This is a genomic window from Staphylococcus sp. SA22, assembly GCF_054165785.1.
In genome coordinates this window covers 81,511-103,850 of the sequence record NZ_JBSZQY010000002.1, presented here as the reverse complement: position 1 = coordinate 103,850, position 22,340 = coordinate 81,511, and the positions used below count along the sequence as shown (strand labels likewise).

The following is a 22,340-nucleotide window of genomic DNA, read 5'->3' as shown; positions in this document are numbered from 1 at the left end:
TTTTCATTTCTCCTATTTATATTTCTTTATATTTAAAAACTCTCAACGGCTCAAATGTAATAGAATACTCGCCATAGTGAGTTCCAATACCATATATCTTTTTATATTGTTCTATTGCTTCTAATATGTATTCTTCGCTTAATTGTAGATACTCAGACAATTCATACAAGTTACGTACGCCATAATTGTAAGCTTCTACAATTTCACGTAACGGGACTGCTGAGATAAAGCCGTGTCTACGTGCGTAATTTTCGAACTTGCGATTGTTGAACTTCGATTGGTCTAAAATATTGCCATACGTCAACTTGTGGTGGGCAAGTTCTTCGTATAACACTTCGGCTTTACGCCTTTCGGATAAATTTTTATTAATTAAAATAACTCCATTGTCATAGAGACCCTCAAAATTACCTAAAGACTTCCCATCATCAATTGGTATCTCTTTGTTTTCAATAACCATCTTTTCGTATAAATACATACAATAACCCCTTACTGATTTCGATGTGCTTTTCTAACTAACTCCGCATACTTTCTAATTTCAATTAATTCTTCCTCTGTAAAATCTCCATCTAAGTGCGCGGCGATAGTATCTTGTTTTGTAGATTCTTCGCGTTCAGCAAATCCTAATAAATATTCTGTTTTTATTCCAAGTACTTTCGCAAAATCTTCAGCGCGATTCAATGGGAACTCTCTAGTTAAATTTAAATATCTTGATACTGCTGATTTTGCTACACCTACACGACGAGCTAATTCACTTAGTGACATATTTTGTTCTTTCATTGATGTTTTAATTATTGTAATTATTTCATCATTAGTTCTCATTTCTTGTATCTCCTGAATTGAATATTTGTTCTTATTTGTGAACGATTTGATTATAACACCGTTCCCAAAAGAATACAATATATAAGAAAGAAAAAACTTTTTGAATTTTTTTAAGTAAAAAGTGTTGACGAACGAGAACGTAAATGGTAAATTGTAATTAGTTCTCAAACGAGAACGATAGGAGGTGTAAACGTGGTACTAAATTTAAAAAGATTGAGAGCGGAAAGAATAGCTTGTGGTATTACGCAAGATGAAATGGCTCACAAAATGGGGTGGAAAACAAGAACGCCTTATGCAAAGAGAGAAAATGGAATAGTAGATATTGGAGCGAATGAATTTATTAAAATGGCAAAAATATTAGGTTATGAAACAAATAACCTAGATATTTTTTTTACCAATAACGTTCCCAGAAAAGAACGTAAAAACATCTTAAAAGGAGGTGAATTAAATGTCTAGAACAAAATTGCATGATGTACCAGCTAAAGAAAATACAATTACAGAACCAAAGCAAGTTGTAGTGAATCCTTTGTTTGCGAAACCTAATGCACTAGCTAGTATTTTTGGAATTTCATATAGTTCGGTGAATCGCATTTTAAAAGAATGGGAAAAAGATTCTAAAGGTGTTGATGATTTATATTACTCGTTATCATCAACAATGATTGTTATAAGTATTCCACGATTCGAGGAGTACATGAAGGCACGTCATAAAAAATGGATGTAGGAGGCAAGGCAATGAAAATGTATTTAGCTTATATCTGCTTAGTTTCATTGTTAACAATTTTATTACTAGCAATATCTAACATGTATGTCGCTTTTAGCGTTTATGCTTGGCTAATAACTTTAGGATGTAATTTAACAGGAGGATTAGAAAATGAATAATGAACAAAAAGAAGTAATAGAACACTTGGTTTATCAACTTGAGTTAAGTGTCATGAATAATTTGGAAAGTTACGAACACACAGAATATGTTAATGGTATTGAAGTGGTTTCAGAGATCAGTCGTGAAAAGCACTTAGAATTGATAATGAAATGGTGCGCACAAGAATTAAAGAATAATTTTCAATTAGAGAAAGGAGAATAAAAATGAATTGGGAAATTAAAGATTTAATGTGTGACATTGAAGTGATAAAACAAAAAATTAATGATGTAGCTACCAAACATGCTTGGTTTGTTGAAGATAGATTTGTAAAAAATGAATTAGAAACAAAACGGGAACATATTAATTTTTCTGCTAGCTATTTAGAACATCGTATACAAAATGAACATACAGTTGAGTTATTACATGTGTACTTAAAAGAATTCAGTGAACTTATACAAAAATTTCATGAAATAGAAAAAGCGTCATCAGAGAACTTTGACGAGGAATCAGATGACGCAAAGAATTCAATAAAAGTAGCAGAGTAATTTAGAAATTACACATTCTTATTATAACATCTTTACTCTGTTGTTTCATTAGAGGTGCAAAAAATGAATGAAATTAAATTGAAATATGATACGCAAGTTTCGGTGGTACATTATGAAAGTTTAGACTCACGTTCATTTAAGAGCTTTTCAATGCCTAAATGGAGTAAGTTGGTTAATAAACTGTCTGTGCCTATAGAAGCAAATTATAAGTATGCACGTGGTGTTGCTGTATATGGTGATATTAAAGACAATACAAATGATCATGGTGAAATTATCAAAAAGCATCGAAACGATAAAAATGTCATATATAGAAATGTGATTGTACTTGATTACGATGAAATAAATGATGTAAAACAACTACATGACGCAATCAGCTCAGTTTTAAGCAGTGTTGCATGGTATTGGCACACATCGTTTAGCCATACAACTGAACAAGCTAGAATACGCTTGTATATCCCTCTAAATGAGCGAATAAGTGCAGATGATTATCGTAAATATACAAAAGTATTAGCAAATAAAATTGGCCATAAAGTGGATGAAGGTTCGTATCAGCCAAGTAGATGTTTTGCGTTACCAGTTATTCAAAAAGGACACATATTTATTAAGCGAGTGAATGACTGTCCAATTATGGATGTTGATATGCTCGAACAGTGGTCAAAGGAGTATAAACAATCAAATGGTAGTCCTAATATCAAAGGGTACACACGACGTGATAGTGCGTATTGGCGAGATATAGCTTTTGGTGTAAGTGAGGGAGAGCGCAATTCAACATTGGCTTCAATTACAGGTTATCTTTTGCGTAGGTATGTAGATCCAAACTTAGTTTATGGGTTAGTGAGTGCGTGGGCGAGTGTATGCAAACCACCTATTAATCAAAGTGAAGTAAATAATACTTTTAAAAGTATTTTGAAAAAAGATAGTAAAAACAGTTAGAAATGGAGGTTTTTGTTTGGAAGATGTTACAAACGAAGAAGTATTTGAAATGATTGATAGCAGAACCGGTGTTTTAAATGCTAATGATTGGAAAAGTCAATTAAGGCGTTCTGCTACTACACAAGCATTGAAAAAAACGACTACAAATGCTGAAATCATATTGTGTAATGATGAGAGTTTAAAAGGGCTAGTACAATATGACGCTTTTGAAAAAGTAACCAAACTGAAACGTCTACCGTATTGGAGGTCAAAAGGAGATACGAATTATTATTGGGCTGATATAGATACCACACATGTGATTTCACATATTGATAAATTGTATAATGTGCAGTTTAGCCGTGATCTTATTGATACTGTAATTGAAAAGGAAGCTTATCAAAATAGATTTCACCCTATTAAATCGATGATTGAATCTAAATCATGGGACGGAATCAAAAGAATTGAAACGCTCTTCATTGATTATTTAGGTGCTGAAGATAACCACTATAATAGAGAAGTTACAAAAAAATGGATGATGGGCGCAGTTGCTAGAATCTATCAGCCAGGTATTAAATATGATTCCATGATTATTTTATATGGTGGTCAAGGTGTTGGAAAATCTACGGCAATGAGTAAATTGGGAGGTCATTGGTATAACCAAAGTATTAAAACGTTTAAAGGTGATGAGGTCTATAAGAAATTGCAGGGTTCTTGGATATGTGAAATTGAAGAACTGTCGGCATTTCAAAAGTCTACTATTGAAGATATTAAGGGGTTTATAAGTGCTATTGTAGATATTTATAGAGCTTCGTATGGTAAACGAACAGAGCGTCATCCTAGACAGTGTGTGTTTGTAGGGACAACCAATAACTATGAGTTTTTAAAAGACCAAACAGGCAATCGTCGTTTTTTCCCTATTACGACAGATAAAAATAAAGCAACTAAAAGCCCGTTTGACGATCTAACACCAGATGTTGTGCAACAAATGTTTGCTGAAGCTAAAGTATATTTTGATGAGGATCCGACGGATAAAGCATTGTTATTAGATAAAGAAGCGAGTGAGATGGCTTTAAAAGTCCAAGAAGCTCATTCTGAAAAAGATGCTTTAGTTGGAGAAATAGAAGAATTCCTTGAACGTCCTATTCCGTCAGACTATTGGTATAGAACGTTAGAAGAAAAAAGAGTGTCTGCGCATGATGTTATAGACCAAGACTATATTAAATTATATGGTGATGGTAAATTGATTGAATTACCGAATACAAAACCAGGTGCTTATGTATGGCGTGACAAGGTATGTAGCATGGAAATTTGGAAAGTGATGATGAAACGAGATGACCAACCACAACAACACCATTTAAGAAAAATTGATAAAGCGTTAAGAAATACAAGTTATTGTGGGCAAAGTAAGTCGCGTCATAGATTTGGTGAAGGTATTGGTAGACAATATGGTTTTGGTATTAATTTAATATCCTATTATCAAGGTTTAAAAAGCAAAGAACAAAAATAACGGGACAACGAGACGATTATGGGACAATGGTAGGACACCTTCAATCTCTTGTGGCAGTAAGCATTATGTTATGTTTGTCCCTGTGTCCCGCAACTTTTACCCTAAACTTTTAAAATAATATATACACATTAAAAAATATATAAGTGTAGGCATAAAACAGTGGGACAATGGGACAGATAACTTTAATCCATTGGGAGAGTGGTGTTTGAGCATTGTCCTGACAATGTCCTGAAACATATTGAAAATAGCGAAATGGGACACCTATCAAAAATTAGGAGGAAGAAAATGAATAAAAATCAATTAAAGTCAGAAATTTTAGAATATATAAAGGCGCATGCTGGTACATCATTTGTAGAAATAGAACGTGTATTTGAAGAAAATAACTTTGATTATAAAGGTGACGGCGCATATACAAGTGGTCAACATCCCAATGTTGTGTTTTGGATTGGGTGGAATCAAGAAGCGTTTGATGTTATCGCTGAACTTAAAAAAGACAGACGTATTGAGATGGATATTTGTGAGCCAATTGTTTATATGGTTGATGGTAAAGGTTTGGATTTGCCTATTGTAAGGTCGAAAAACATTAAAACAGATCATTGGCTACCTGTCACGTTTACTATTAGTAAGAAAGAAACGGAGTGTGTCTAATATGAATGATAAAGAGAAAATTTATAATCAACTTCATCATGATGCACCAATTCAAATTATGCCAGCACCCGAAAATTTATTTGTCGAATATATAGAAGATGGCGAAGTGTGGTATTCACCAGTTGTATGTATAGCTTTAAGTAAAGCCCATAATATTAATTTTTATGACAGTGATGATGTGGGGTGCATCGATAAAGCAGCCACATGTAGCATTAAAAAATTTAATCCTGAGACAGGTGAGTTTGAACAATTCAGCAAAATGGCTCAAAAGGAGATAACACAATGAACATAGAAACTATCGTAAATGAATTTGAAACACGAGCAGGCACGTTACTAAGGTACTACACAGGATTATTAGAACGTAGTAAAGTGCAACCGTGTTGCTTTAAGTTATACAATGATCCATTTGATATGGTATACGTGATGATGAATAGTAAGTTGTTTAGTCATGTATATATTAAAGATTGTAAAGTAAGGCAATCATTTGAATTAGCGTCACCTAAGCACACTGAGGGGCTTATAAGAAGCATAGAGGGGCATTATGTAGGTTATGAATTACATGACGGTAAACAGCTTTCTATTAGCGATATGATGGCCAGTCAATTGTTTGAAGATGAGTATTTTATGTATGGATTACAAACATATGCAGAATCAAATAATAGTGATGTGTTTAAGTGCTTAGAAAATGGATTTGATACAGATACACTTGAGGGCATTCAATCGAGTAATACTGATGTGATAGCGAATATTGAAATGTTGTATCAGTTAGCTACGGGAATCAATGAACCAGTACCAGAGTTAGTTGAGGGGTTAAAATTAGTAACTGAGTTTGTACAAGATGAGAATGCGACACAAGAGGATTACAAGGCGTTAGAACGTAAATTGAATGATCTAAAAGCGTCTTACTATAGCTTGAGTAAATAATGTTATGAGGGGTCACATGTAGTGTGTGGCTTCTAATAAAATACTACGATTTTATACGAGGTATAGCAGTTTAAAATGGTTGAGGTACAGAACTTTAAAAAAGTATAAAACGTTGATATTAAGCTATTTTATGGCTTTGAAAATAATAAGGTTATATAAAGGTGCTAGCTTTTAAAATCGGAAGGTATACAGTCTTTGAGAATTGAAAAAATGGCAAGATTTGTGCAAGGTGTGCGAACTTTGTTAACGCTAATACAAGCTAAAGTTTGTGTTTTTGGTATAGGCCTAAAAGTTAAGTTTGTTCGTAATTTGTTCGCTCTGTTTTATCGAACTTAAGTTCTGTATTTGAATGATCTAAAAGGCTCCTTATTAATTTTATAATGTTGTTTTATAAGTGTTATATGAGATAGGCTAAACAACTGACAAAGCGTGCTATAAAGCGAACGTAAGTTTGTTTTAGGTCAGTGAAAATGGTATAATTTAGGTATGAAATAATTAAAAGAAAGAGGTGTAGAAATGCAAAGTATCGCAGAAAAAGAGACGTATCATTTACCCACCGAACACCTGCAAGTTTTCAATGTGATAAAAAATACGTCCAATAAATATATTACTAAAACTAAAATCTTAAATCAATTGGGATATGAATATAATTCAAGCAATGAACGATGGTTACGAAGAGTAATCAATTCATTAGTATATGATTATGGCTATCCTATCGGGTGCAGTTATAAACCTAGTGAACGTGGTTATTACATCATTACGACAGAACAAGAAAAGCAACAAGCGATGAGAAGTATTAAGAAATTAGCTGATGGCAGTATGAAACGCTATGAAGCTTTGAAACGAATTAAATTGTAAAGGGGATAAAAATGAAAACTGAATCGTACTTTAAAGAATACAACCAATTTGTAATAGATCAACAAAAGGCTATACAAGAATTGAAACAAGAGCGTAATGCATTGGAGAGTAAAATAAAGATAGATAAGTCCACATATAAACAGTTAATCATGGATGGACAAGATGATAAAGCAGATAACCTATATCAAGCAACAGATGCTGATGAAAAGAAACTAAAAGCACTTAATAAACGCTTAGAGACAAAGAAAAGTGTGTCGAAAGAAGTTAAATATCAAAAGACAATTGAATTATTAAAACATCAAAGCGAGTTGTCATCATTATACGAATCAGAAAAGCAATCAGCTTTAGGTAAATTAAAAAAAGTAGTCGATGCATATAATGAGATCATTGATGAAATAGAAGATATTAATGATAGATATGAAGATGAGCATCAGCAATATGCGAGTATTTATAGTCAAGAACAATTATATGATGATAAAGAGGCTAGGGAAGCATTGAATGGCTACTTTAGAGAAAATATATTTACATCATATATTAATGGTAATGATTTGCCATACGAACACAATAACAAGTTGTTTTTAAAACGTTAAAAAGAAAGGGTAATTAAATGGAAACAAAATACGAGTTAAATAATACTAAAAAGGTCGCAAATGCATTTGGTTTAAATGAAGAAGATACAAATCTATTAATAAATGCAGTTGATTTGGATATTAAAAACAATATGCAGGAGATTTCAAGTGAGTTACAACAATCAGAACAGTCTAAGCAAAAGCAATTAGGTACAACGCTACAAAATTTAGCTAAGCAAAACAGGATTATTAAATAGCAATGATTGCCTATCCAATTCGGGTAGGCTCTGTTTATAGGGGTGAATAAATGAAACTGCTTAAAACGAAGAATTGTTTATATTATCGTAATGGCGACAATAAACTATCTGAGTATCAACTATTAACGCAATTTAACCCAGCATTTATTAATAAAAAAATTAAGATGTGTGAATTCCAAATTGAAAGTATGTACCATATGAGTGCGTCGACCACAACATGTGATGAAATAATGGGGGTCGTGTCTGTCTCATATCCGATTGAAAAATTAGTTATCAAAATTATTGAAACAAAAGCAGGGTTACAAAACTATAAAAATAGATCTATAAATAATATGGCGTTGTTGAAAAAGGTACTAAATCATTATACAGAAAAAGAGCAGAAGCAAGTTGTAAAATATATGCGTTCAAATGGACGATATAAGCCCTACAACGTCATTGAACGCTTACAAGTTGATTTGTATCAAGCAAGTATTAAACAACGTTCAGAACGTCAAAAACAAAGAAATACAGCAATTGAAAACAGTAAGATTGCACGAGTAAATGCATATCACCAATCTTCATATGTAAAAGTGGTGTAACAATGGATAAAAAGCAAATAAAAGACTTCGTTTGTGATTATCATAAGCGAACTAGAAGTGATGTGTTGATAGATGATGAAATAAATACCGATGAATTCTTTTCAATAGGTGATGAAAATTCCAATGAATGGATGGCAGACGATAACATTGATGATCATATTGTAAAGAATCACTTAGAAATGATTGTTGACCGAGTAGCTAATGATAAAGAGTTTTATATTTTCGATTCTTTAATACAAGGACGTAGTTTTAAAGATATTAGTAATGTCTTAGAGTGTTCAGAACAATCTGTAAGATTATGGTATGAAACCTTATTAGATAAAATTGTGGAGGTGATAGAATGAGTGAGTTAACGGCAAAACAAGCGCGTTTTGTGAATGAGTATATAAGAACACTTAATGTAACACAAAGTGCCATAAAAGCAGGCTATAGCGCAAATAGCGCACATGTGACAGGGTGTAGGTTATTGAAGAAGCCACACATCAAGCAATATATACAAGAACAAAAAGATAAGATTATAGATGAGAATGTATTAACCGCAAAAGAGTTACTACATGTGCTTACGAATGCGGCAGTCGGTGATGAAACAGAAACGAAAGAAGTTGTAGTCAAGCGTGGAGAATATAAAGAGAATCCAAAAAGTGGCAAAGTACAATTAGTCTATAATGAACATGTTGAACTGATAGAGGTACCAATAAAACCTAGTGATCGTTTAAAAGCTCGTGATATGTTGGGTAAATACCATAAGTTATTTACAGATAAGCATGATATTAACGGGAATGTGCCTATATTCATTAACATTGGTGAATGGGATGGCGATGATGAGGAATTAGATAAGGCAGTGAAAGATGTATCTAACGCTAATCCTAATCATACTGTGATTGTGGATGATATTCCGTTAGAGGATTGAGGAGATTGAAGCAACGCTTAATTGTGCTATATAGTGTTCATAACATTATACAGTCATAAAATTAGAACTAGGTAGAAAAATAATTATGAGAAAACACTATGTTGTTAAAGATGTTTTCGTATATAAGTTTAGGTGATGTATAGTTATTTAATTTTAAAAGCATAACTTAATTAATATAAATAACATGAGATTATTAAATATAATTAAGTTTCTTTTAATGTTTTTTTAATTGAATATTTAAGATTATAACATATATTTAAAGTGTATCTAGATACTTTTTGGGAATGTTGGATAAAGGAGATAAAAAATGTATAAGAGATTATTTATTTCACATGTAATTTTGATATTCGCACTGATATTAGTTATTTCTACACCCAACGTTTTAGCAGAGAGTCAACCAGATCCTAAACCAGATGAGTTGCACAAATCGAGTAAATTCACTGGTTTGATGGAAAATATGAAAGTTTTGTATGATGATAATCATGTATCAGCAATAAACGTTAAATCTATAGATCAATTTCTATACTTTGACTTAATATATTCTATTAAGGACACTAAGTTAGGGAATTATGATAATGTTCGAGTCGAATTTAAAAACAAAGATTTAGCTGATAAATACAAAGATAAATACGTAGATGTGTTTGGAGCTAATTATTATTATCAATGTTATTTTTCTAAAAAAACGAATGATATTAATTCGCATCAAACTGACAAACGAAAAACTTGTATGTATGGTGGTGTAACTGAGCATAATGGAAACCAATTAGATAAATATAGAAGTATTACTGTTCGGGTATTTGAAGATGGTAAAAATTTATTATCTTTTGACGTACAAACTAATAAGAAAAAGGTGACTGCTCAAGAATTAGATTACCTAACTCGTCACTATTTGGTGAAAAATAAAAAACTCTATGAATTTAACAACTCGCCTTATGAAACGGGATATATTAAATTTATAGAAAATGAGAATAGCTTTTGGTATGACATGATGCCTGCACCAGGAGATAAATTTGACCAATCTAAATATTTAATGATGTACAATGACAATAAAATGGTTGATTCTAAAGATGTGAAGATTGAAGTTTATCTTACGACAAAGAAAAAGTGAAATTATATTTTAGAAAAGTAAATATGAAGAGTTAGTAATTAAGGCAGGCACTTATAGAGTACCTGCCTTTTCTAATATTATTTAGTTATAGTTATTTTTGTTATATCTCTCTGATTTAGCATTAACCCCTTGTTGCCATTATAGTTTTCACCAACTTTAGCTGAAATTGGGGGATCATTTTTATCTTTACTATGGATAGTTACTGTGTCGCCGTTTTTAACGATTTGTTTCTCTTTTAATTTGTCAGTTAATTTTTTCCATGCATCATTTGCGTCAAACCTATTTCCATTTGGATTTATTCTTGACAAATCAATTCTTTTAACACTATCGGTATTAATCGGCTTGTTATTAAAATTACTAAGTTCATCTAAATCAGCTGTACCCGTAATACTACTTTCGCCACCATTATTTAAATTGTACGTAACACCAACTGTCTCATTTGCTGTTTTATCGATAATATTTGCTTCTTTCAAAGCATCTCTTACATTTTTCCATAAGTCTCTATCTGTTATTTCAGAAGCCTTTGCAACGTTATTAATACCATTATAATTTGAAGAAGAATGAAAACCTGAACCTACTGTTGTTAAAACTAAAGCACTTGCTATCAATGTTCTTGTTAATAGTTTTTTATTCATTTTATTTTCTCCTATAACTTATTTGCAATCGATTACAAAGTAATTTTACAATAATTATTTATGTGAATCAATTAAATAATTATTAACAAATATATAAAAATTTATCATTAAAATATAATAATTTTGAGCTAGAAATATTCGTCATCTATGCTATAATCGTTTTAGACACAGCAATGTGTTCAAATTTTCATCTATTCGTAAGTTAGCCTTCGGGCTGACTTTTTATTTCCATTATTCACATGTTAATCTTGTTGTTATTTAGGCAGGTACTTCGGTACTTGCCTATTTTTTTATGCAAATTAAAAAAACACTCGCTTAATAAACACTTGTTTAGTATAATTATATTTGTAGGTTAGTTGATGACTTACAAATTATGCGTAAGGAGGTGAAAAGCCTCATGCTAGACATAATAAAAACACTTCTAGAACATCAAGTATTGGCAGTACTGATAATTCCAGAAGTGTTAAAACAACTTAGAGAATGGCATCTCGGCTACCTAGACCGAAAGCCAAACAACAAAGATTAACATTATGCTTGGAGCCTGATGGCTCCTCCTTACACTTATATAATATAATATTATTTGGAGGTTTTCAATTATGACAGAACAAATGTATTTAATATTGTTTTTATTAAGCCTACCATTGTTATTATTTATCGGGAGAAAAACACATTTTTATTGTTTAGATAAAAAGAATGGACGTAGATAATATGAGTGATTATAAATTAAAAATAATTGAATTGATCAAAAGTGATATAACAGGTTACCAAATTCACAAACAAACTGGCGTAGCGCAATATGTAATTTCACAATTAAGGCAAGGAAAGCGCGAAGTAGATAACTTAACTTTAAATACAACTGAAAAACTATACAGTTACGCACGACAAGTGTTATAATATAAATGTGAAATGGTCATTCTTGAAATGACTCGGTCGCTACTGGCACAGACCGTTTAAAGTGTCACCACGACATGAACTTAGAATTCTTATGACGTTGCTGACGAGCGACAAAGCTCTGTGTTCCTGGATGGGAGTAAGTTTGTGTGGTGGTTTAATTTAGTAACAGCATAGACTGTCTATAGCAAGATTGTCGAAGAGATTCTAAACGTATTTGTAAGTACGTGGTTCTTGCTAGATAACCGTATCGAATTCGAGGCGGTTATTTTTTTATTCTCACACAACCAAAATAACCACACCACCTATTAATTTAGGAGTGTGGTTGTTTTCAAGGGCAAAAAAAGGGCATAATTTTAAAACAAAGGGCAAGGGTATGAATAATAAATTATCTTGAAAATTTTATAAATACATATATAACAATGTTTTGATTGCCCTTGAACTTACTTGATAATCTGGCTAATTATTCCTGCTAAATAATTATTAATTAGAGCTCATTGACTGATATGCTCCCATCAAAGTAGACATTGAAAAAATGCGAACTTTGATGGGAGTTTTTTTAAATTAGAATCAATATGAAATGTGGAAGATTTAATATGATAAGAGATGAATAACTATGTATAAATGATTATCAAGTCATTATGTATTAAATGAAAGCCTATACGCTTCTGTGACTTCAATCAATGTCCAAAGCTTTACAATGTTATATAAGCAGTAGTTGATTGAATGAAAATACGATTGTAACAACCTTTTTACAATAATTGCGGGGCCCCAACATAGAGAAATTGGATTCCCAATTTCTACAGACAATGCAAGTTGGCGGGGTCCCAACACAGAGAATTTCAAAAAGAAATTCTACAAACAATGCAAGTTGGGGTGGGGCCCCAACACAGAAGCTGACGAAAAGTCAGCTTACGATAATGTGCAAGTTGGGGTTGGACGACGAAATAAATTTTGCGAAAATATCATTTCTGTCCCACTCCCTCAAGTTAATGATGAATCTATTTCGCTAGTTATAAAATGACGTCAAATCAATATCAAAAATTATTTAAGTAAAATGTTTAGATAATTTTTCAGTGGGTAAGTATTATATATAACATTTAATTATTCCGAGGAGGCATTTATTATGGCAGACGAAAGTAAATTTGAACAAGCAAAAGGTAATGTTAAAGAAACAGTAGGTAATGTTACTGATAATAAAAATTTAGAAAACGAAGGTAAAGAAGATAAAGCTTCTGGTAAAGCGAAAGAATTCGTTGAAAATGCAAAAGAAAAAGCAACTGATTTTATTGATAAAGTAAAAGGTAACAAAGGCGAGTAATTTTACTTTTTATTCCTAATACACTGCACATGCCACTTAGTCGGTATAACCATCGGCTAGGTGGTTTTTTGTATTAAAAAAGTGGATACAAAAATTTATTAATAATTATTTTAATGTTAGAAAAAAACTAAATAAAAACTCGCTAATGATATCCAACAATATGTATACAAAACGAGACATATATTGCATATGATTAACGAGATACTGAATATATTTTATCACCCCTAAAATGATTATTCATTTTCAGCGGTAATTCGACCTAAAGTCAAACTTACAATAAAACCGATGATAAATACTACTAATGAAACGAACCACATCACGATATTAGTTGGTAAACCTGGAAATACTGCAAAGAGGGAGCCAACAACAAAACCAATGATTAATGCAAAAGTCATTAGTTTATGATGTGTTAGGAAATACTGGATAATTTTGCTTGAAATAATGAATCCAGCAAGCACGCCAAATCCGACTGCAAGTAATATAGGAAGACCGGCAAAGTTAAGTTTAACAACTTCAGATATTGCTAGCATGACTGTGCCATAGACGCCAAATACTAATAACATAAATGACCCTGAAATACCTGGGAGTAACATAGCACTAGATGCACACATACCTGCAATAAAGTATTTAATAATAAGACCAGTTGATAGAGTAAGTGTTTCTCCAGCATGTTTATCGCCATTATTCATTAATGTAATAACAATTAAGATAGCGATACCAGCTATAACCATCATGTAATGTTTAGTTGTAAATGACGTTTTATAGTTAGAAATTTTCAATAAATATGGAACGATACCAATGATTAATCCACCAAAGAAAAACATAGTTGGAATATGGTGTTGGCTTAATAAATAATTAAAAAGATTACTTAGTGATCCCATTGCCAGTAACATTCCAATTATAATGGGGATTAAAAATGTAAAACTTGGCCAAAAACGTCGTGAGAATATGCCGCTAATTGAAGCGATAAATTGATTGTATATACCTAACAATAATGCGATAGTCCCACCGCTAACACCAGGTACCAAGTCACTCGTTCCCATAGCAAAACCTTTTAGAATATTAATCCATTTAAATTGTTGCATGAATAACTCCTTTCAAACGATTGGAATAAAGTCATAAATAGCATCATACCATATTACAAATGTCCTAGTGAAATGATAACATATTTTAAATTCATAAAATCCATTGAGAAATTATGTGCACTTATTATCATTTATATTTTTAAAAGAGAGCGGCTTAGACTTGTACTTTAGAGTTATTAAAAATAATAAAAAGGGTTTAAGTTGTTTATATTAAGGTATAAGTAAGTTATAATTAACTGAACGCATTATTACAAAGTCTTTTTGACTACAAATTAAAATTATTATAAACTAGTTAAGAAAACTTTATATTTTACGGAGGGAATATAAAATGGCATCAACATTAGAAATCAAAGACCTACATGTGTCTATTGAGGATAAAGAAATCTTAAAAGGTGTTAACTTGACAATTAACACTGATGAAATACATGCGATTATGGGACCAAACGGGACAGGTAAATCAACTTTATCATCTGCAATTATGGGACACCCAAGCTATGAAGTAACTAAAGGAGAAGTACTTTTAGACGGTGTAAATATTTTAGAATTAGAAGTTGATGAAAGAGCAAAAGCAGGATTATTCTTGGCAATGCAATATCCATCAGAAATTACAGGTGTTACAAATGCTGATTTCATGCGTTCAGCAATCAATGCGAAACGTGAAGAAGGACAAGAAATCAACTTAATGCAATTTATTAAGAAATTAGATAAAAATATGGATTTTCTAGACATAGATAAAGACATGGCACAACGTTATTTAAATGAAGGTTTCTCAGGTGGAGAGAAGAAACGTAACGAAATCTTACAATTAATGATGTTAGAACCTAAGTTTGCAATCTTAGATGAAATCGATTCAGGATTAGACATCGATGCATTAAAAGTTGTATCTAAAGGTATTAACCAAATGCGTGGGGAAAACTTTGGTGCATTAATGATCACACACTATCAACGATTATTAAATTACATTACTCCTGATAAAGTACATGTAATGTATGCTGGTAAGGTCGTTAAATCTGGTGGTCCAGAATTAGCAAAACGTCTTGAAGAAGAAGGATATGAATGGGTTAAAGAAGAGTTCGGTTCAGCTGAATAATCTTATTAATACAGTATCCATGAGATGTTCATCTATATATGATGAAAATGAACATTTATACGAAATAGTAAATTTCATCAAGTAGGAGGAAAAAGTTATGACAACTGATATTTTGAACATTTCTGAAGAACAACTTGTTGATTATTCTAAAGCCCACAATGAACCTTCTTGGATGACAGAATTACGTAAAAAAGCTTTGAAATTAACAGAAACTTTAGAAATGCCAAAACCTGATAAAACAAAATTAAGAAAATGGGATTTTGATTCTTTTAAACAACACGATGTAAAAGGTGATGTTTATCAATCTTTATCACAATTACCTGAGTCAGTAAGAGAAATTATTGACGTAGATCATTCTAAAAACTTAGTAATTCAACATAATAATACGATTGCGTACACACAAGTTGATGATAATGCATCGAAAGATGGCGTTATCGTTGAAGGTTTAGCAGACGCTCTTATGAATCATAGTGATTTAGTACAAAAGTACTTTATGAAAGATGCAGTAACAGTAGATGAACATCGTATCACAGCGCTACACACGGCATTAGTTAATGGTGGCGTATTTGTTTATGTTCCTAAAAATGTAGTTGTAGAACATCCAGTACAATACGTTGTGTTGCACGATGACGAAAATGCAAGCTTTTATAACCATGTCATCATCGTTACTGAAGAAAGCGCCGAAGTCACATATGTTGAAAATTACTTATCAAATGCATCTGGTGAAGGAAATCAATTAAATATTATTTCTGAAGTGATTGCTGGTGCAAATTCAAATATCACGTATGGCTCAGTAGACTATATGGATAAAGGCTTTACAGGTCATATCATTCGACGTGGTATTACTGAAGCGGATGCCTCAATTAATTGGGCACTAGGTTTAATGAATGAGGGTAGCCAAATTATTGATAATACAACAAATTTATTTGGTGATCGTTCAACAAGTTCACTTAAATCAGTAGTTGTAGGTACAGGCGAACAAAAAATTAATCTAACATCTAAAATCGTACAATATGGTAAAGAAACAGATGGTTATATCCTTAAACATGGTGTTATGAAAGAACATGCATCATCTGTATTTAATGGTATCGGCTACATTAAGCATGGTGGAACTAAATCAATTGCTAATCAGGAATCACGTGTATTAATGTTATCTGAACATGCTCGTGGTGACGCGAATCCAATTTTATTAATTGATGAAGATGATGTACAAGCTGGTCATGCTGCATCAGTAGGTCGTGTTGATCCAGATCAACTTTACTATTTAATGAGCCGTGGTATTTCTCAAAGAGAAGCGGAACGTCTTGTTATACATGGTTTCTTAGATCCAGTAGTACGTGAATTACCTATCGAAGACGTTAAACGTCAATTGAGAGAAGTAATTGAACGCAAAGTTTCTAAATAATATTTTGAAAATAAAAGTTTGTAATAGATATAGACTGTCGATATTGGTATAAGACTAATACAACGTCAGTATTTAAATGATTAGGATTTTTATTTAAGAAAGGTCGTGAATGAAGTGGCCGAACACTCATTTGACGTTAATGAAGTAATCAAGGATTTTCCGATATTAGATCAAAAAGTCAATGGCAAACGTTTAGCATATCTTGATTCAACAGCGACAAGTCAAACGCCTGTGCAAGTGTTAAATGTTTTAGAGGATTACTACAAGCGTTATAATTCAAACGTTCATCGTGGTGTTCATACATTAGGATCATTGGCAACTGATGGTTATGAAAATGCCCGTGAAACCGTTCGTCGTTTTATTAATGCGAACTATTTTGAAGAAATCATTTTCACACGCGGAACAACTGCATCGATTAACCTTGTAGCACATAGCTATGGTGATGCAAATGTTGAAGAGGGCGATGAAATTGTTGTCACTGAAATGGAACATCATGCCAATATTGTTCCTTGGCAACAGTTAGCAAAGCGTAAAAATGCGACATTGAAATTTATACCAATGACAGCTGACGGGGAATTAAACATCGAAGATATTAAGCAAACGATTAATGATAAAACAAAGATCGTTGCTATTGCACATATTTCTAATGTACTCGGTACAATTAATGATGTTAAAACCATTGCAGAAATAGCTCATCAACATGGTGCAATTATCAGTGTTGATGGGGCGCAAGCAGCACCACATATGAAACTTGATATGCAAGAAATGAATGCTGATTTTTATAGTTTTAGTGGTCATAAAATGCTTGGACCAACAGGTATTGGCGTATTATTTGGTAAACGTGAGTTACTACAAAAAATGGAACCGATTGAGTTCGGTGGCGACATGATTGATTTTGTAAGTAAGTATGATGCAACATGGGCTGATTTACCTACTAAATTTGAAGCGGGTACTCCATTAATTGCTCAAGCAATTGGGCTTGCAGAAGCTATTCGATATTTAGAACGCATAGGTTTTGATGCAATTCATAAATATGAACAAGAATTAACGATATATGCTTATGAGCAAATGTCTGCAATTGAAGGAATTGAAATTTATGGCCCGCCAAAGGATCGTCGTGCAGGTGTAATAACGTTTAATTTACAAGATGTACATCCACACGATGTTGCTACAGCCGTAGATACAGAAGGTGTAGCGGTTAGAGCTGGGCATCATTGTGCGCAACCGTTAATGAAATGGTTAAATGTGTCTTCAACAGCTAGAGCGAGTTTTTATATATACAACACGAAAGAAGACATTGATCAGTTAATAAATGCCTTGAAACAAACGAAGGAGTTTTTCTCTTATGAATTTTAATAATCTAGATCAATTATATAGATCTGTCATTATGGATCATTATAAAAATCCTAGAAATAAAGGTGTATTAGATAACGGGTCTATGACAGTAGATATGAATAACCCGACATGCGGTGACCGTATACGACTAACATTTGATATAGAAGACGGCATTATAAAAGATGCTAAGTTTGAAGGTGAAGGTTGTTCGATTTCAATGGCAAGTGCATCGATGATGACACAAGCTGTTAAAGGTCATTCACTTGGAGAAGCAATGCAAATGAGCCAAGAATTTACGAAAATGATGCTTGGTGAAGACTATGTGATTACAGAAGAAATGGGAGATATTGAAGCATTGCAAGGTGTATCTCAATTCCCAGCTCGTATTAAATGTGCCACATTAGCTTGGAAAGCATTGGAAAAAGGTACTGTTGCTAAAGAAGGTAAAGCAGAAGGTACGACTGAAGAAGAATAGAATGCTGTTAATCATAGATGATTTTGATATTAGACATATAAAAGTATAAAAATTTTTATAAGATGTCATGTCATTGTTATAATATGGTTTACATCATGAATTAAAAACTTACGCACGCCGTTGTAAATATATTTTTAAGGAGTGATTGAAATGGCTAAAAAAGCACCTGATGTTGGGGATTATAAATATGGATTCCACGACGATGATGTGTCCATTTTCAGATCAGAACGTGGTTTAACTGAGAATATCGTTAGAGAAATTTCTAACATGAAAAATGAGCCGGAATGGATGTTAGATTTCCGTCTTAAATCATTAAAATTGTTTTATAAAATGCCAATGCCTCAATGGGGTGGCGACTTATCAGAATTGAATTTCGATGACATTACTTACTATGTAAAGCCTTCAGAACAAGCTGAACGTTCATGGGATGAAGTGCCAGAAGAAATTAAAAGAACTTTCGATAAATTAGGAATTCCTGAAGCTGAACAAAAATATTTAGCTGGCGTTTCTGCTCAATATGAATCTGAAGTTGTTTACCATAATATGGAAAAAGAACTTGAAGAAAAAGGTATTATCTTTAAAGATACAGATAGTGCTTTACAAGAAAATGAAGAATTATTCAAAAAATACTTTGCTTCTGTAGTACCTGCAGCAGATAACAAATTTGCGGCGTTAAACTCAGCAGTATGGTCAGGAGGTTCGTTCATTTATGTACCTAAAAATATCAAACTAGATACGCCATTACAAGCTTATTTCCGTATTAACTCTGAGAACATGGGTCAATTTGAACGTACATTAATCATTGCTGATGAAGGTGCTTCTGTACATTACGTAGAAGGTTGTACTGCACCAGTTTATACAACTAGCTCTTTACACTCTGCTGTTGTGGAAATCATTGTGCATAAAGATGCGCACGTTCGTTATACTACGATTCAAAACTGGGCGAACAATGTATACAATTTAGTTACAAAACGTACTTTTGTTTATGAAAACGGAAATATGGAATGGGTAGATGGTAACTTAGGTTCTAAGTTAACGATGAAATATCCAAACTGTGTTCTTTTAGGTGAAGGTGCAAAAGGTAGTACATTATCTATTGCATTTGCTGGTAAAGGACAAGTTCAAGATGCCGGTGCTAAAATGATTCATAAAGCGCCAAATACATCTTCAACGATTGTTTCTAAATCTATTTCTAAAAATGGTGGTAAAGTTATTTATCGTGGTATTGTACATTTTGGACGTAAAGCAAAAGGCGCTCGTTCAAATATTGAATGTGATACATTAATCTTAGATAACGAATCAACATCAGATACAATTCCATATAACGAAGTATTCAACGATCAAATATCATTAGAACATGAAGCGAAAGTTTCAAAAGTTTCTGAAGAACAATTATTCTATCTAATGAGTCGTGGTATTTCTGAAGAAGAAGCGACAGAAATGATTGTTATGGGATTCATCGAACCATTTACAAAAGAACTTCCAATGGAATACGCGGTCGAAATGAACCGTTTAATCAAGTTCGAAATGGAAGGTAGTATTGGGTAGCTTTAAACCGCGTTGTTAAGCCATTCTTGACTTCCGGAAATGGCTATTGATACCATTTTGATACTGAATATAACAAAAAGCCACATTACTGTGGCTTTTTTGTTTTATAACTAAATCGGATTGATAGATAAGCTTTGTACTTATTTATATCAGTCCGATTTTTTGATTGGTGTAAAAAATAATCATTGATGGTGAATAAAGCGACAACACAAATACAACATGATTGTGGCATTAGAGTGCTGGTCTTTATTAAATTAATTGAAAACTACATCAAATATTCTTTAAAGATAATTCGATATTAGTTCGATTAAGATTCGTTGTATAAGTGAGTTAAAATAAGAAAACTATTAATAATATTAAGTTCACTACAGATGTTGCTAATGGGCCGTAAGTTTTAAAGACATCTTTACTTTTATAACCAACAATCGCATCTAAAAATTGAACTAAAATCATTGCAATGGATATAGTTATCAAAAATATAGCACTATGAATGACTAAAGAAAAAATAGCTAATAAAAATAAAGGTAAGCTTCGACTAAGTGCATAATATGCATTTATATTATGGCTAGATGCACATGCTTGAATTGAATAACCTAAACTTACACTGGCGCTAATGATTGTAAATATTGCTAAAACAAAATACATGTTAATCCTTCTTTCTATATTTGAATATAAACAAGTACTTGTCTAAAGATATTTAAAAGATAATTAGAATAAATTTATGAGAAACTTGTTGTTATCATTATAACGGTTTCAAATCATTATAACTATGTCATAAACTGAATTTGTTAAAATTTTTCATTATGTAAATTTATTCGTAACAATCAGCTCGAACTATAGCATCATTTTACTAATGAATGCATTAAAGTAACTATGATTAAAAATGCATATTAATTATCATTATTAAGTCTATTATATATAATGAATTTTAACTGGTTTATTAAACGAGAACGTCGGGAATTAAGTAACTACAATAAAAATAAGATATGACAATAAGGAGACTACACGCGTGATCATTGCCATAATTATATTGATATTTATTTCGTTTTTCTTTTCAGGAAGCGAGACGGCATTAACGGCTGCCAATAAAACAAAATTTAAAACTGAAGCTGACAAAGGTGATAAAAAAGCAAAAGGCATTGTAAAGTTACTTGAAAAACCAAGTGAGTTTATTACAACGATTCTAATTGGAAATAATGTCGCGAATATTTTATTACCAACACTTGTTACAATTATGGCTTTACGTTGGGGGATTAGCGTTGGTATTGCATCAGCTGTTTTAACAGTTGTTATCATTTTGATTTCCGAAGTGATTCCCAAGTCTGTCGCTGCAACATTTCCAGATAAAATAACAAGGCTTGTATATCCAATTATTAATATTTGTGTAATTGTGTTCCGTCCTATCACATTACTTTTAAATAAGTTGACGGACAGTATTAATCGAAGTTTATCTAAGGGTCAACCTCAAGAACATCAATTTTCAAAAGAAGAATTTAAAACAATGTTAGCAATTGCTGGACATGAAGGTGCTTTAAATGAAATTGAGACGAGTAGGTTGGAAGGTGTCATTAATTTTGAAAATTTAAAAGTAAAAGATGTTGATACAACACCTAGAATTAATGTGACGGCATTTGCTTCAAATGCGACATACGAAGAAGTTTATGAAACGGTTATGAATAAGCCATACACTAGATATCCAGTGTACGAGGGAGATATTGATAACATTATTGGGGTGTTTCATTCTAAATATCTGTTGGCTTGGAGTAATAAAAAAGAAAATCAAATTACAAACTATTCAGCTAAGCCATTATTTGTGAATGAACACAATAAAGCTGAATGGGTATTACGTAAGATGACTATTTCTAGAAAACATTTAGCAATTGTGTTGGACGAATTTGGTGGTACTGAAGCGATAGTGTCACATGAAGACTTAATTGAAGAATTATTAGGTATGGAAATTGAAGATGAGATGGATAAAAAGGAAAAAGAAAAACTTTCTCAACAGCAAATTCAATTTCAACAACGGAAAAATCGCAACGTATCTATATAAGGAGCGAACAG

32 protein-coding genes and 1 pseudogene are annotated in these 22,340 nt (G+C 32.2%); 28 read left to right on the top strand and 5 right to left on the bottom strand.

Features of this window, described 5'->3' with window-relative positions; all coding sequences use genetic code 11:
• Positions 1-16: 16 nt before the first annotated feature.
• A complete protein-coding gene (locus ACXQH5_RS02635) occupies positions 17-475 on the bottom strand; it encodes an ImmA/IrrE family metallo-endopeptidase (protein WP_000281657.1) in 459 nt (152 codons plus the stop codon).
• Positions 476-486: 11 nt separating this feature from the next.
• Positions 487-819: a helix-turn-helix domain-containing protein gene (locus tag ACXQH5_RS02630; RefSeq protein WP_001260004.1), complete on the bottom strand. Its 333-nt coding sequence runs from the start codon at positions 817-819 to the stop codon at positions 487-489.
• A 192-nt stretch (positions 820-1,011) separates the two neighbouring features.
• On the opposite strand from ACXQH5_RS02630, the gene ACXQH5_RS02625 reads away from it, so the two are divergent.
• The 17 genes from ACXQH5_RS02625 (at position 1,012) to seb (ending at position 10,494) form a co-directional block, all read left to right on the top strand.
• Positions 1,012-1,275 (top strand): helix-turn-helix domain-containing protein, encoded by a 264-nt coding sequence (locus tag ACXQH5_RS02625; RefSeq protein ID WP_000243851.1) that lies wholly within the window; start codon positions 1,012-1,014, stop codon positions 1,273-1,275.
• Complete coding sequence (locus ACXQH5_RS02620) at positions 1,268-1,540, top strand: helix-turn-helix domain-containing protein (protein WP_000091731.1); 273 nt, start codon at positions 1,268-1,270, stop codon at positions 1,538-1,540. The genes ACXQH5_RS02625 and ACXQH5_RS02620 overlap by 8 nt, the downstream gene beginning before the upstream one ends.
• An 11-nt stretch (positions 1,541-1,551) precedes the next feature.
• Positions 1,552-1,698: a hypothetical protein gene (locus tag ACXQH5_RS02615; protein ID WP_000784875.1), complete on the top strand. Its 147-nt coding sequence runs from the start codon at positions 1,552-1,554 to the stop codon at positions 1,696-1,698.
• Complete coding sequence (tscA, locus tag ACXQH5_RS02610) at positions 1,691-1,900, top strand: type II toxin-antitoxin system antitoxin TscA (protein WP_001058486.1); 210 nt, start codon at positions 1,691-1,693, stop codon at positions 1,898-1,900. The genes ACXQH5_RS02615 and tscA overlap by 8 nt, the downstream gene beginning before the upstream one ends.
• Positions 1,901-1,902: 2 nt before the next feature.
• Complete coding sequence (tscT, locus tag ACXQH5_RS02605; RefSeq protein ID WP_001103942.1) at positions 1,903-2,223, top strand: type II toxin-antitoxin system toxin TscT; 321 nt, start codon at positions 1,903-1,905, stop codon at positions 2,221-2,223.
• A 63-nt stretch (positions 2,224-2,286) separates the two neighbouring features.
• Positions 2,287-3,156 (top strand): primase alpha helix C-terminal domain-containing protein, encoded by an 870-nt coding sequence (locus tag ACXQH5_RS02600; RefSeq protein WP_001002732.1) that lies wholly within the window; start codon positions 2,287-2,289, stop codon positions 3,154-3,156.
• Between the two features lie 16 nt (positions 3,157-3,172).
• A complete protein-coding gene (locus ACXQH5_RS02595; RefSeq protein ID WP_000390454.1) occupies positions 3,173-4,642 on the top strand; it encodes a virulence-associated E family protein in 1,470 nt (489 codons plus the stop codon).
• Between the two features lie 285 nt (positions 4,643-4,927).
• Positions 4,928-5,290, top strand: a complete 363-nt coding sequence (locus ACXQH5_RS02590) for a hypothetical protein (protein ID WP_001039168.1) — start codon at positions 4,928-4,930, stop codon at positions 5,288-5,290.
• A 1-nt stretch (position 5,291) separates the two neighbouring features.
• Positions 5,292-5,576 carry a hypothetical protein gene (locus ACXQH5_RS02585; protein WP_000998181.1) on the top strand — a complete coding sequence of 95 codons (285 nt, stop codon included), beginning with the start codon at positions 5,292-5,294 and terminating at the stop codon, positions 5,574-5,576.
• The gene (locus ACXQH5_RS02580; RefSeq protein WP_001019764.1) at positions 5,573-6,214 is read left to right on the top strand and encodes a hypothetical protein; all 642 of its coding nucleotides are present in this window, start codon (positions 5,573-5,575) and stop codon (positions 6,212-6,214) included. Before ACXQH5_RS02585 ends, ACXQH5_RS02580 begins: the two co-directional genes overlap by 4 nt.
• Before the next feature lie 516 nt (positions 6,215-6,730).
• Positions 6,731-7,072 carry a pathogenicity island protein gene (locus ACXQH5_RS02575; RefSeq protein WP_234720421.1) on the top strand — a complete coding sequence of 114 codons (342 nt, stop codon included), beginning with the start codon at positions 6,731-6,733 and terminating at the stop codon, positions 7,070-7,072.
• A gap of 11 nt (positions 7,073-7,083) precedes the next feature.
• Complete coding sequence (locus tag ACXQH5_RS02570; protein WP_000846285.1) at positions 7,084-7,662, top strand: hypothetical protein; 579 nt, start codon at positions 7,084-7,086, stop codon at positions 7,660-7,662.
• A gap of 17 nt (positions 7,663-7,679) precedes the next feature.
• Complete coding sequence (locus tag ACXQH5_RS02565; RefSeq protein WP_000448773.1) at positions 7,680-7,898, top strand: capsid morphogenesis B protein; 219 nt, start codon at positions 7,680-7,682, stop codon at positions 7,896-7,898.
• Between the two features lie 50 nt (positions 7,899-7,948).
• Positions 7,949-8,476: a spore coat protein gene (locus tag ACXQH5_RS02560; protein ID WP_000771368.1), complete on the top strand. Its 528-nt coding sequence runs from the start codon at positions 7,949-7,951 to the stop codon at positions 8,474-8,476.
• Positions 8,477-8,607: 131 nt separating this feature from the next.
• Positions 8,608-8,820: a hypothetical protein gene (locus tag ACXQH5_RS02555; protein ID WP_045181470.1), complete on the top strand. Its 213-nt coding sequence runs from the start codon at positions 8,608-8,610 to the stop codon at positions 8,818-8,820.
• Positions 8,817-9,386 (top strand): terminase small subunit, encoded by a 570-nt coding sequence (locus ACXQH5_RS02550; protein ID WP_001293067.1) that lies wholly within the window; start codon positions 8,817-8,819, stop codon positions 9,384-9,386. Before ACXQH5_RS02555 ends, ACXQH5_RS02550 begins: the two co-directional genes overlap by 4 nt.
• A gap of 307 nt (positions 9,387-9,693) precedes the next feature.
• Positions 9,694-10,494: a staphylococcal enterotoxin type B gene (gene seb / locus ACXQH5_RS02545; protein ID WP_000278085.1), complete on the top strand. Its 801-nt coding sequence runs from the start codon at positions 9,694-9,696 to the stop codon at positions 10,492-10,494.
• Positions 10,495-10,571: 77 nt separating this feature from the next.
• Here seb and ACXQH5_RS02540 read toward each other — a convergent pair whose 3' ends face one another.
• A complete protein-coding gene (locus ACXQH5_RS02540; RefSeq protein WP_001035631.1) occupies positions 10,572-11,129 on the bottom strand; it encodes a DUF4888 domain-containing protein in 558 nt (185 codons plus the stop codon).
• Between the two features lie 373 nt (positions 11,130-11,502).
• Between ACXQH5_RS02540 and ACXQH5_RS02535 the strand changes: the two genes are divergently transcribed.
• The 4 genes from ACXQH5_RS02535 to ACXQH5_RS02520 all read left to right on the top strand — a co-directional run bounded on the left by ACXQH5_RS02535 (position 11,503) and on the right by ACXQH5_RS02520 (position 13,341).
• Complete coding sequence (locus ACXQH5_RS02535; RefSeq protein WP_001795626.1) at positions 11,503-11,655, top strand: hypothetical protein; 153 nt, start codon at positions 11,503-11,505, stop codon at positions 11,653-11,655.
• Between the two features lie 70 nt (positions 11,656-11,725).
• A complete protein-coding gene (locus ACXQH5_RS02530; RefSeq protein ID WP_000139423.1) occupies positions 11,726-11,836 on the top strand; it encodes a hypothetical protein in 111 nt (36 codons plus the stop codon).
• A 1-nt stretch (position 11,837) separates the two neighbouring features.
• On the top strand, positions 11,838-12,023 hold the full coding sequence (locus ACXQH5_RS02525; RefSeq protein WP_001286805.1) for a hypothetical protein: 186 nt from the start codon (positions 11,838-11,840) through the stop codon (positions 12,021-12,023).
• 1,123 nt (positions 12,024-13,146) lie between these two features.
• Positions 13,147-13,341 carry a CsbD family protein gene (locus tag ACXQH5_RS02520; protein ID WP_000752917.1) on the top strand — a complete coding sequence of 65 codons (195 nt, stop codon included), beginning with the start codon at positions 13,147-13,149 and terminating at the stop codon, positions 13,339-13,341.
• 233 nt (positions 13,342-13,574) lie between these two features.
• Here ACXQH5_RS02520 and ACXQH5_RS02515 read toward each other — a convergent pair whose 3' ends face one another.
• Positions 13,575-14,426: a polyprenyl-phosphate transporter PopT gene (locus tag ACXQH5_RS02515; protein ID WP_001183851.1), complete on the bottom strand. Its 852-nt coding sequence runs from the start codon at positions 14,424-14,426 to the stop codon at positions 13,575-13,577.
• A 328-nt stretch (positions 14,427-14,754) separates the two neighbouring features.
• Here ACXQH5_RS02515 and sufC point away from each other — a divergent pair, with 328 nt between their 5' ends.
• The 6 genes and pseudogenes from sufC to ACXQH5_RS02485 all read left to right on the top strand — a co-directional run bounded on the left by sufC (position 14,755) and on the right by ACXQH5_RS02485 (position 20,604).
• Positions 14,755-15,516: a Fe-S cluster assembly ATPase SufC gene (gene sufC / locus ACXQH5_RS02510; protein ID WP_000168845.1), complete on the top strand. Its 762-nt coding sequence runs from the start codon at positions 14,755-14,757 to the stop codon at positions 15,514-15,516.
• A 97-nt stretch (positions 15,517-15,613) separates the two neighbouring features.
• Positions 15,614-16,921 (top strand): Fe-S cluster assembly protein SufD, encoded by a 1,308-nt coding sequence (gene sufD / locus ACXQH5_RS02505; protein ID WP_000205572.1) that lies wholly within the window; start codon positions 15,614-15,616, stop codon positions 16,919-16,921.
• A gap of 105 nt (positions 16,922-17,026) precedes the next feature.
• A complete protein-coding gene (locus ACXQH5_RS02500) occupies positions 17,027-18,277 on the top strand; it encodes a cysteine desulfurase (RefSeq protein ID WP_001838628.1) in 1,251 nt (416 codons plus the stop codon).
• Positions 18,267-18,731: a Fe-S cluster assembly sulfur transfer protein SufU gene (gene sufU, locus ACXQH5_RS02495; RefSeq protein WP_001010508.1), complete on the top strand. Its 465-nt coding sequence runs from the start codon at positions 18,267-18,269 to the stop codon at positions 18,729-18,731. The genes ACXQH5_RS02500 and sufU overlap by 11 nt, the downstream gene beginning before the upstream one ends.
• Positions 18,732-18,881: 150 nt before the next feature.
• Positions 18,882-20,279 carry a Fe-S cluster assembly protein SufB gene (sufB, locus tag ACXQH5_RS02490; protein ID WP_001074405.1) on the top strand — a complete coding sequence of 466 codons (1,398 nt, stop codon included), beginning with the start codon at positions 18,882-18,884 and terminating at the stop codon, positions 20,277-20,279.
• Between the two features lie 185 nt (positions 20,280-20,464).
• Positions 20,465-20,604: pseudogene (locus ACXQH5_RS02485) on the top strand (hypothetical protein).
• 5 nt (positions 20,605-20,609) lie between these two features.
• Here ACXQH5_RS02485 and ACXQH5_RS02480 read toward each other — a convergent pair.
• The gene (locus tag ACXQH5_RS02480; protein WP_000274032.1) at positions 20,610-20,924 is read right to left on the bottom strand and encodes a hypothetical protein; all 315 of its coding nucleotides are present in this window, start codon (positions 20,922-20,924) and stop codon (positions 20,610-20,612) included.
• Between the two features lie 364 nt (positions 20,925-21,288).
• On the opposite strand from ACXQH5_RS02480, the gene ACXQH5_RS02475 reads away from it, so the two are divergent.
• The gene (locus ACXQH5_RS02475; protein WP_000582332.1) at positions 21,289-22,329 is read left to right on the top strand and encodes a hemolysin family protein; all 1,041 of its coding nucleotides are present in this window, start codon (positions 21,289-21,291) and stop codon (positions 22,327-22,329) included.
• The last annotated feature ends 11 nt before the right edge of the window (positions 22,330-22,340 follow it).

What these genes read in the sequence shown, in the direction of transcription:
- ACXQH5_RS02580 (WP_001019764.1), top strand. Translation starts at nt 5,573, where the DNA reads ATGAACATAGAAACTATCGTAAATGAATTTGAAACACGAGCAGGCACG.
- seb (WP_000278085.1), top strand. Translation starts at nt 9,694, where the DNA reads ATGTATAAGAGATTATTTATTTCACATGTAATTTTGATATTCGCACTG.
- ACXQH5_RS02535 (WP_001795626.1), top strand. Translation starts at nt 11,503, where the DNA reads ATGCGTAAGGAGGTGAAAAGCCTCATGCTAGACATAATAAAAACACTT.
- ACXQH5_RS02570 (WP_000846285.1), top strand. Translation starts at nt 7,084, where the DNA reads ATGAAAACTGAATCGTACTTTAAAGAATACAACCAATTTGTAATAGAT.
- ACXQH5_RS02630 (WP_001260004.1), bottom strand. Translation starts at nt 819, where the DNA reads ATGAGAACTAATGATGAAATAATTACAATAATTAAAACATCAATGAAA.
- ACXQH5_RS02550 (WP_001293067.1), top strand. Translation starts at nt 8,817, where the DNA reads ATGAGTGAGTTAACGGCAAAACAAGCGCGTTTTGTGAATGAGTATATA.
- sufU (WP_001010508.1), top strand. Translation starts at nt 18,267, where the DNA reads ATGAATTTTAATAATCTAGATCAATTATATAGATCTGTCATTATGGAT.
- ACXQH5_RS02480 (WP_000274032.1), bottom strand. Translation starts at nt 20,924, where the DNA reads ATGTATTTTGTTTTAGCAATATTTACAATCATTAGCGCCAGTGTAAGT.
- ACXQH5_RS02590 (WP_001039168.1), top strand. Translation starts at nt 4,928, where the DNA reads ATGAATAAAAATCAATTAAAGTCAGAAATTTTAGAATATATAAAGGCG.
- ACXQH5_RS02575 (WP_234720421.1), top strand. Translation starts at nt 6,731, where the DNA reads ATGCAAAGTATCGCAGAAAAAGAGACGTATCATTTACCCACCGAACAC.
- tscA (WP_001058486.1), top strand. Translation starts at nt 1,691, where the DNA reads ATGAATAATGAACAAAAAGAAGTAATAGAACACTTGGTTTATCAACTT.
- ACXQH5_RS02600 (WP_001002732.1), top strand. Translation starts at nt 2,287, where the DNA reads ATGAATGAAATTAAATTGAAATATGATACGCAAGTTTCGGTGGTACAT.
- ACXQH5_RS02540 (WP_001035631.1), bottom strand. Translation starts at nt 11,129, where the DNA reads ATGAATAAAAAACTATTAACAAGAACATTGATAGCAAGTGCTTTAGTT.
- ACXQH5_RS02555 (WP_045181470.1), top strand. Translation starts at nt 8,608, where the DNA reads ATGGCAGACGATAACATTGATGATCATATTGTAAAGAATCACTTAGAA.
- ACXQH5_RS02560 (WP_000771368.1), top strand. Translation starts at nt 7,949, where the DNA reads ATGAAACTGCTTAAAACGAAGAATTGTTTATATTATCGTAATGGCGAC.
- ACXQH5_RS02515 (WP_001183851.1), bottom strand. Translation starts at nt 14,426, where the DNA reads ATGCAACAATTTAAATGGATTAATATTCTAAAAGGTTTTGCTATGGGA.
- sufB (WP_001074405.1), top strand. Translation starts at nt 18,882, where the DNA reads ATGGCTAAAAAAGCACCTGATGTTGGGGATTATAAATATGGATTCCAC.
- ACXQH5_RS02635 (WP_000281657.1), bottom strand. Translation starts at nt 475, where the DNA reads ATGTATTTATACGAAAAGATGGTTATTGAAAACAAAGAGATACCAATT.
- ACXQH5_RS02615 (WP_000784875.1), top strand. Translation starts at nt 1,552, where the DNA reads ATGAAAATGTATTTAGCTTATATCTGCTTAGTTTCATTGTTAACAATT.
- ACXQH5_RS02585 (WP_000998181.1), top strand. Translation starts at nt 5,292, where the DNA reads ATGAATGATAAAGAGAAAATTTATAATCAACTTCATCATGATGCACCA.
- ACXQH5_RS02565 (WP_000448773.1), top strand. Translation starts at nt 7,680, where the DNA reads ATGGAAACAAAATACGAGTTAAATAATACTAAAAAGGTCGCAAATGCA.
- ACXQH5_RS02530 (WP_000139423.1), top strand. Translation starts at nt 11,726, where the DNA reads ATGACAGAACAAATGTATTTAATATTGTTTTTATTAAGCCTACCATTG.
- sufD (WP_000205572.1), top strand. Translation starts at nt 15,614, where the DNA reads ATGACAACTGATATTTTGAACATTTCTGAAGAACAACTTGTTGATTAT.
- sufC (WP_000168845.1), top strand. Translation starts at nt 14,755, where the DNA reads ATGGCATCAACATTAGAAATCAAAGACCTACATGTGTCTATTGAGGAT.
- ACXQH5_RS02520 (WP_000752917.1), top strand. Translation starts at nt 13,147, where the DNA reads ATGGCAGACGAAAGTAAATTTGAACAAGCAAAAGGTAATGTTAAAGAA.
- tscT (WP_001103942.1), top strand. Translation starts at nt 1,903, where the DNA reads ATGAATTGGGAAATTAAAGATTTAATGTGTGACATTGAAGTGATAAAA.
- ACXQH5_RS02525 (WP_001286805.1), top strand. Translation starts at nt 11,838, where the DNA reads ATGAGTGATTATAAATTAAAAATAATTGAATTGATCAAAAGTGATATA.
- ACXQH5_RS02620 (WP_000091731.1), top strand. Translation starts at nt 1,268, where the DNA reads ATGTCTAGAACAAAATTGCATGATGTACCAGCTAAAGAAAATACAATT.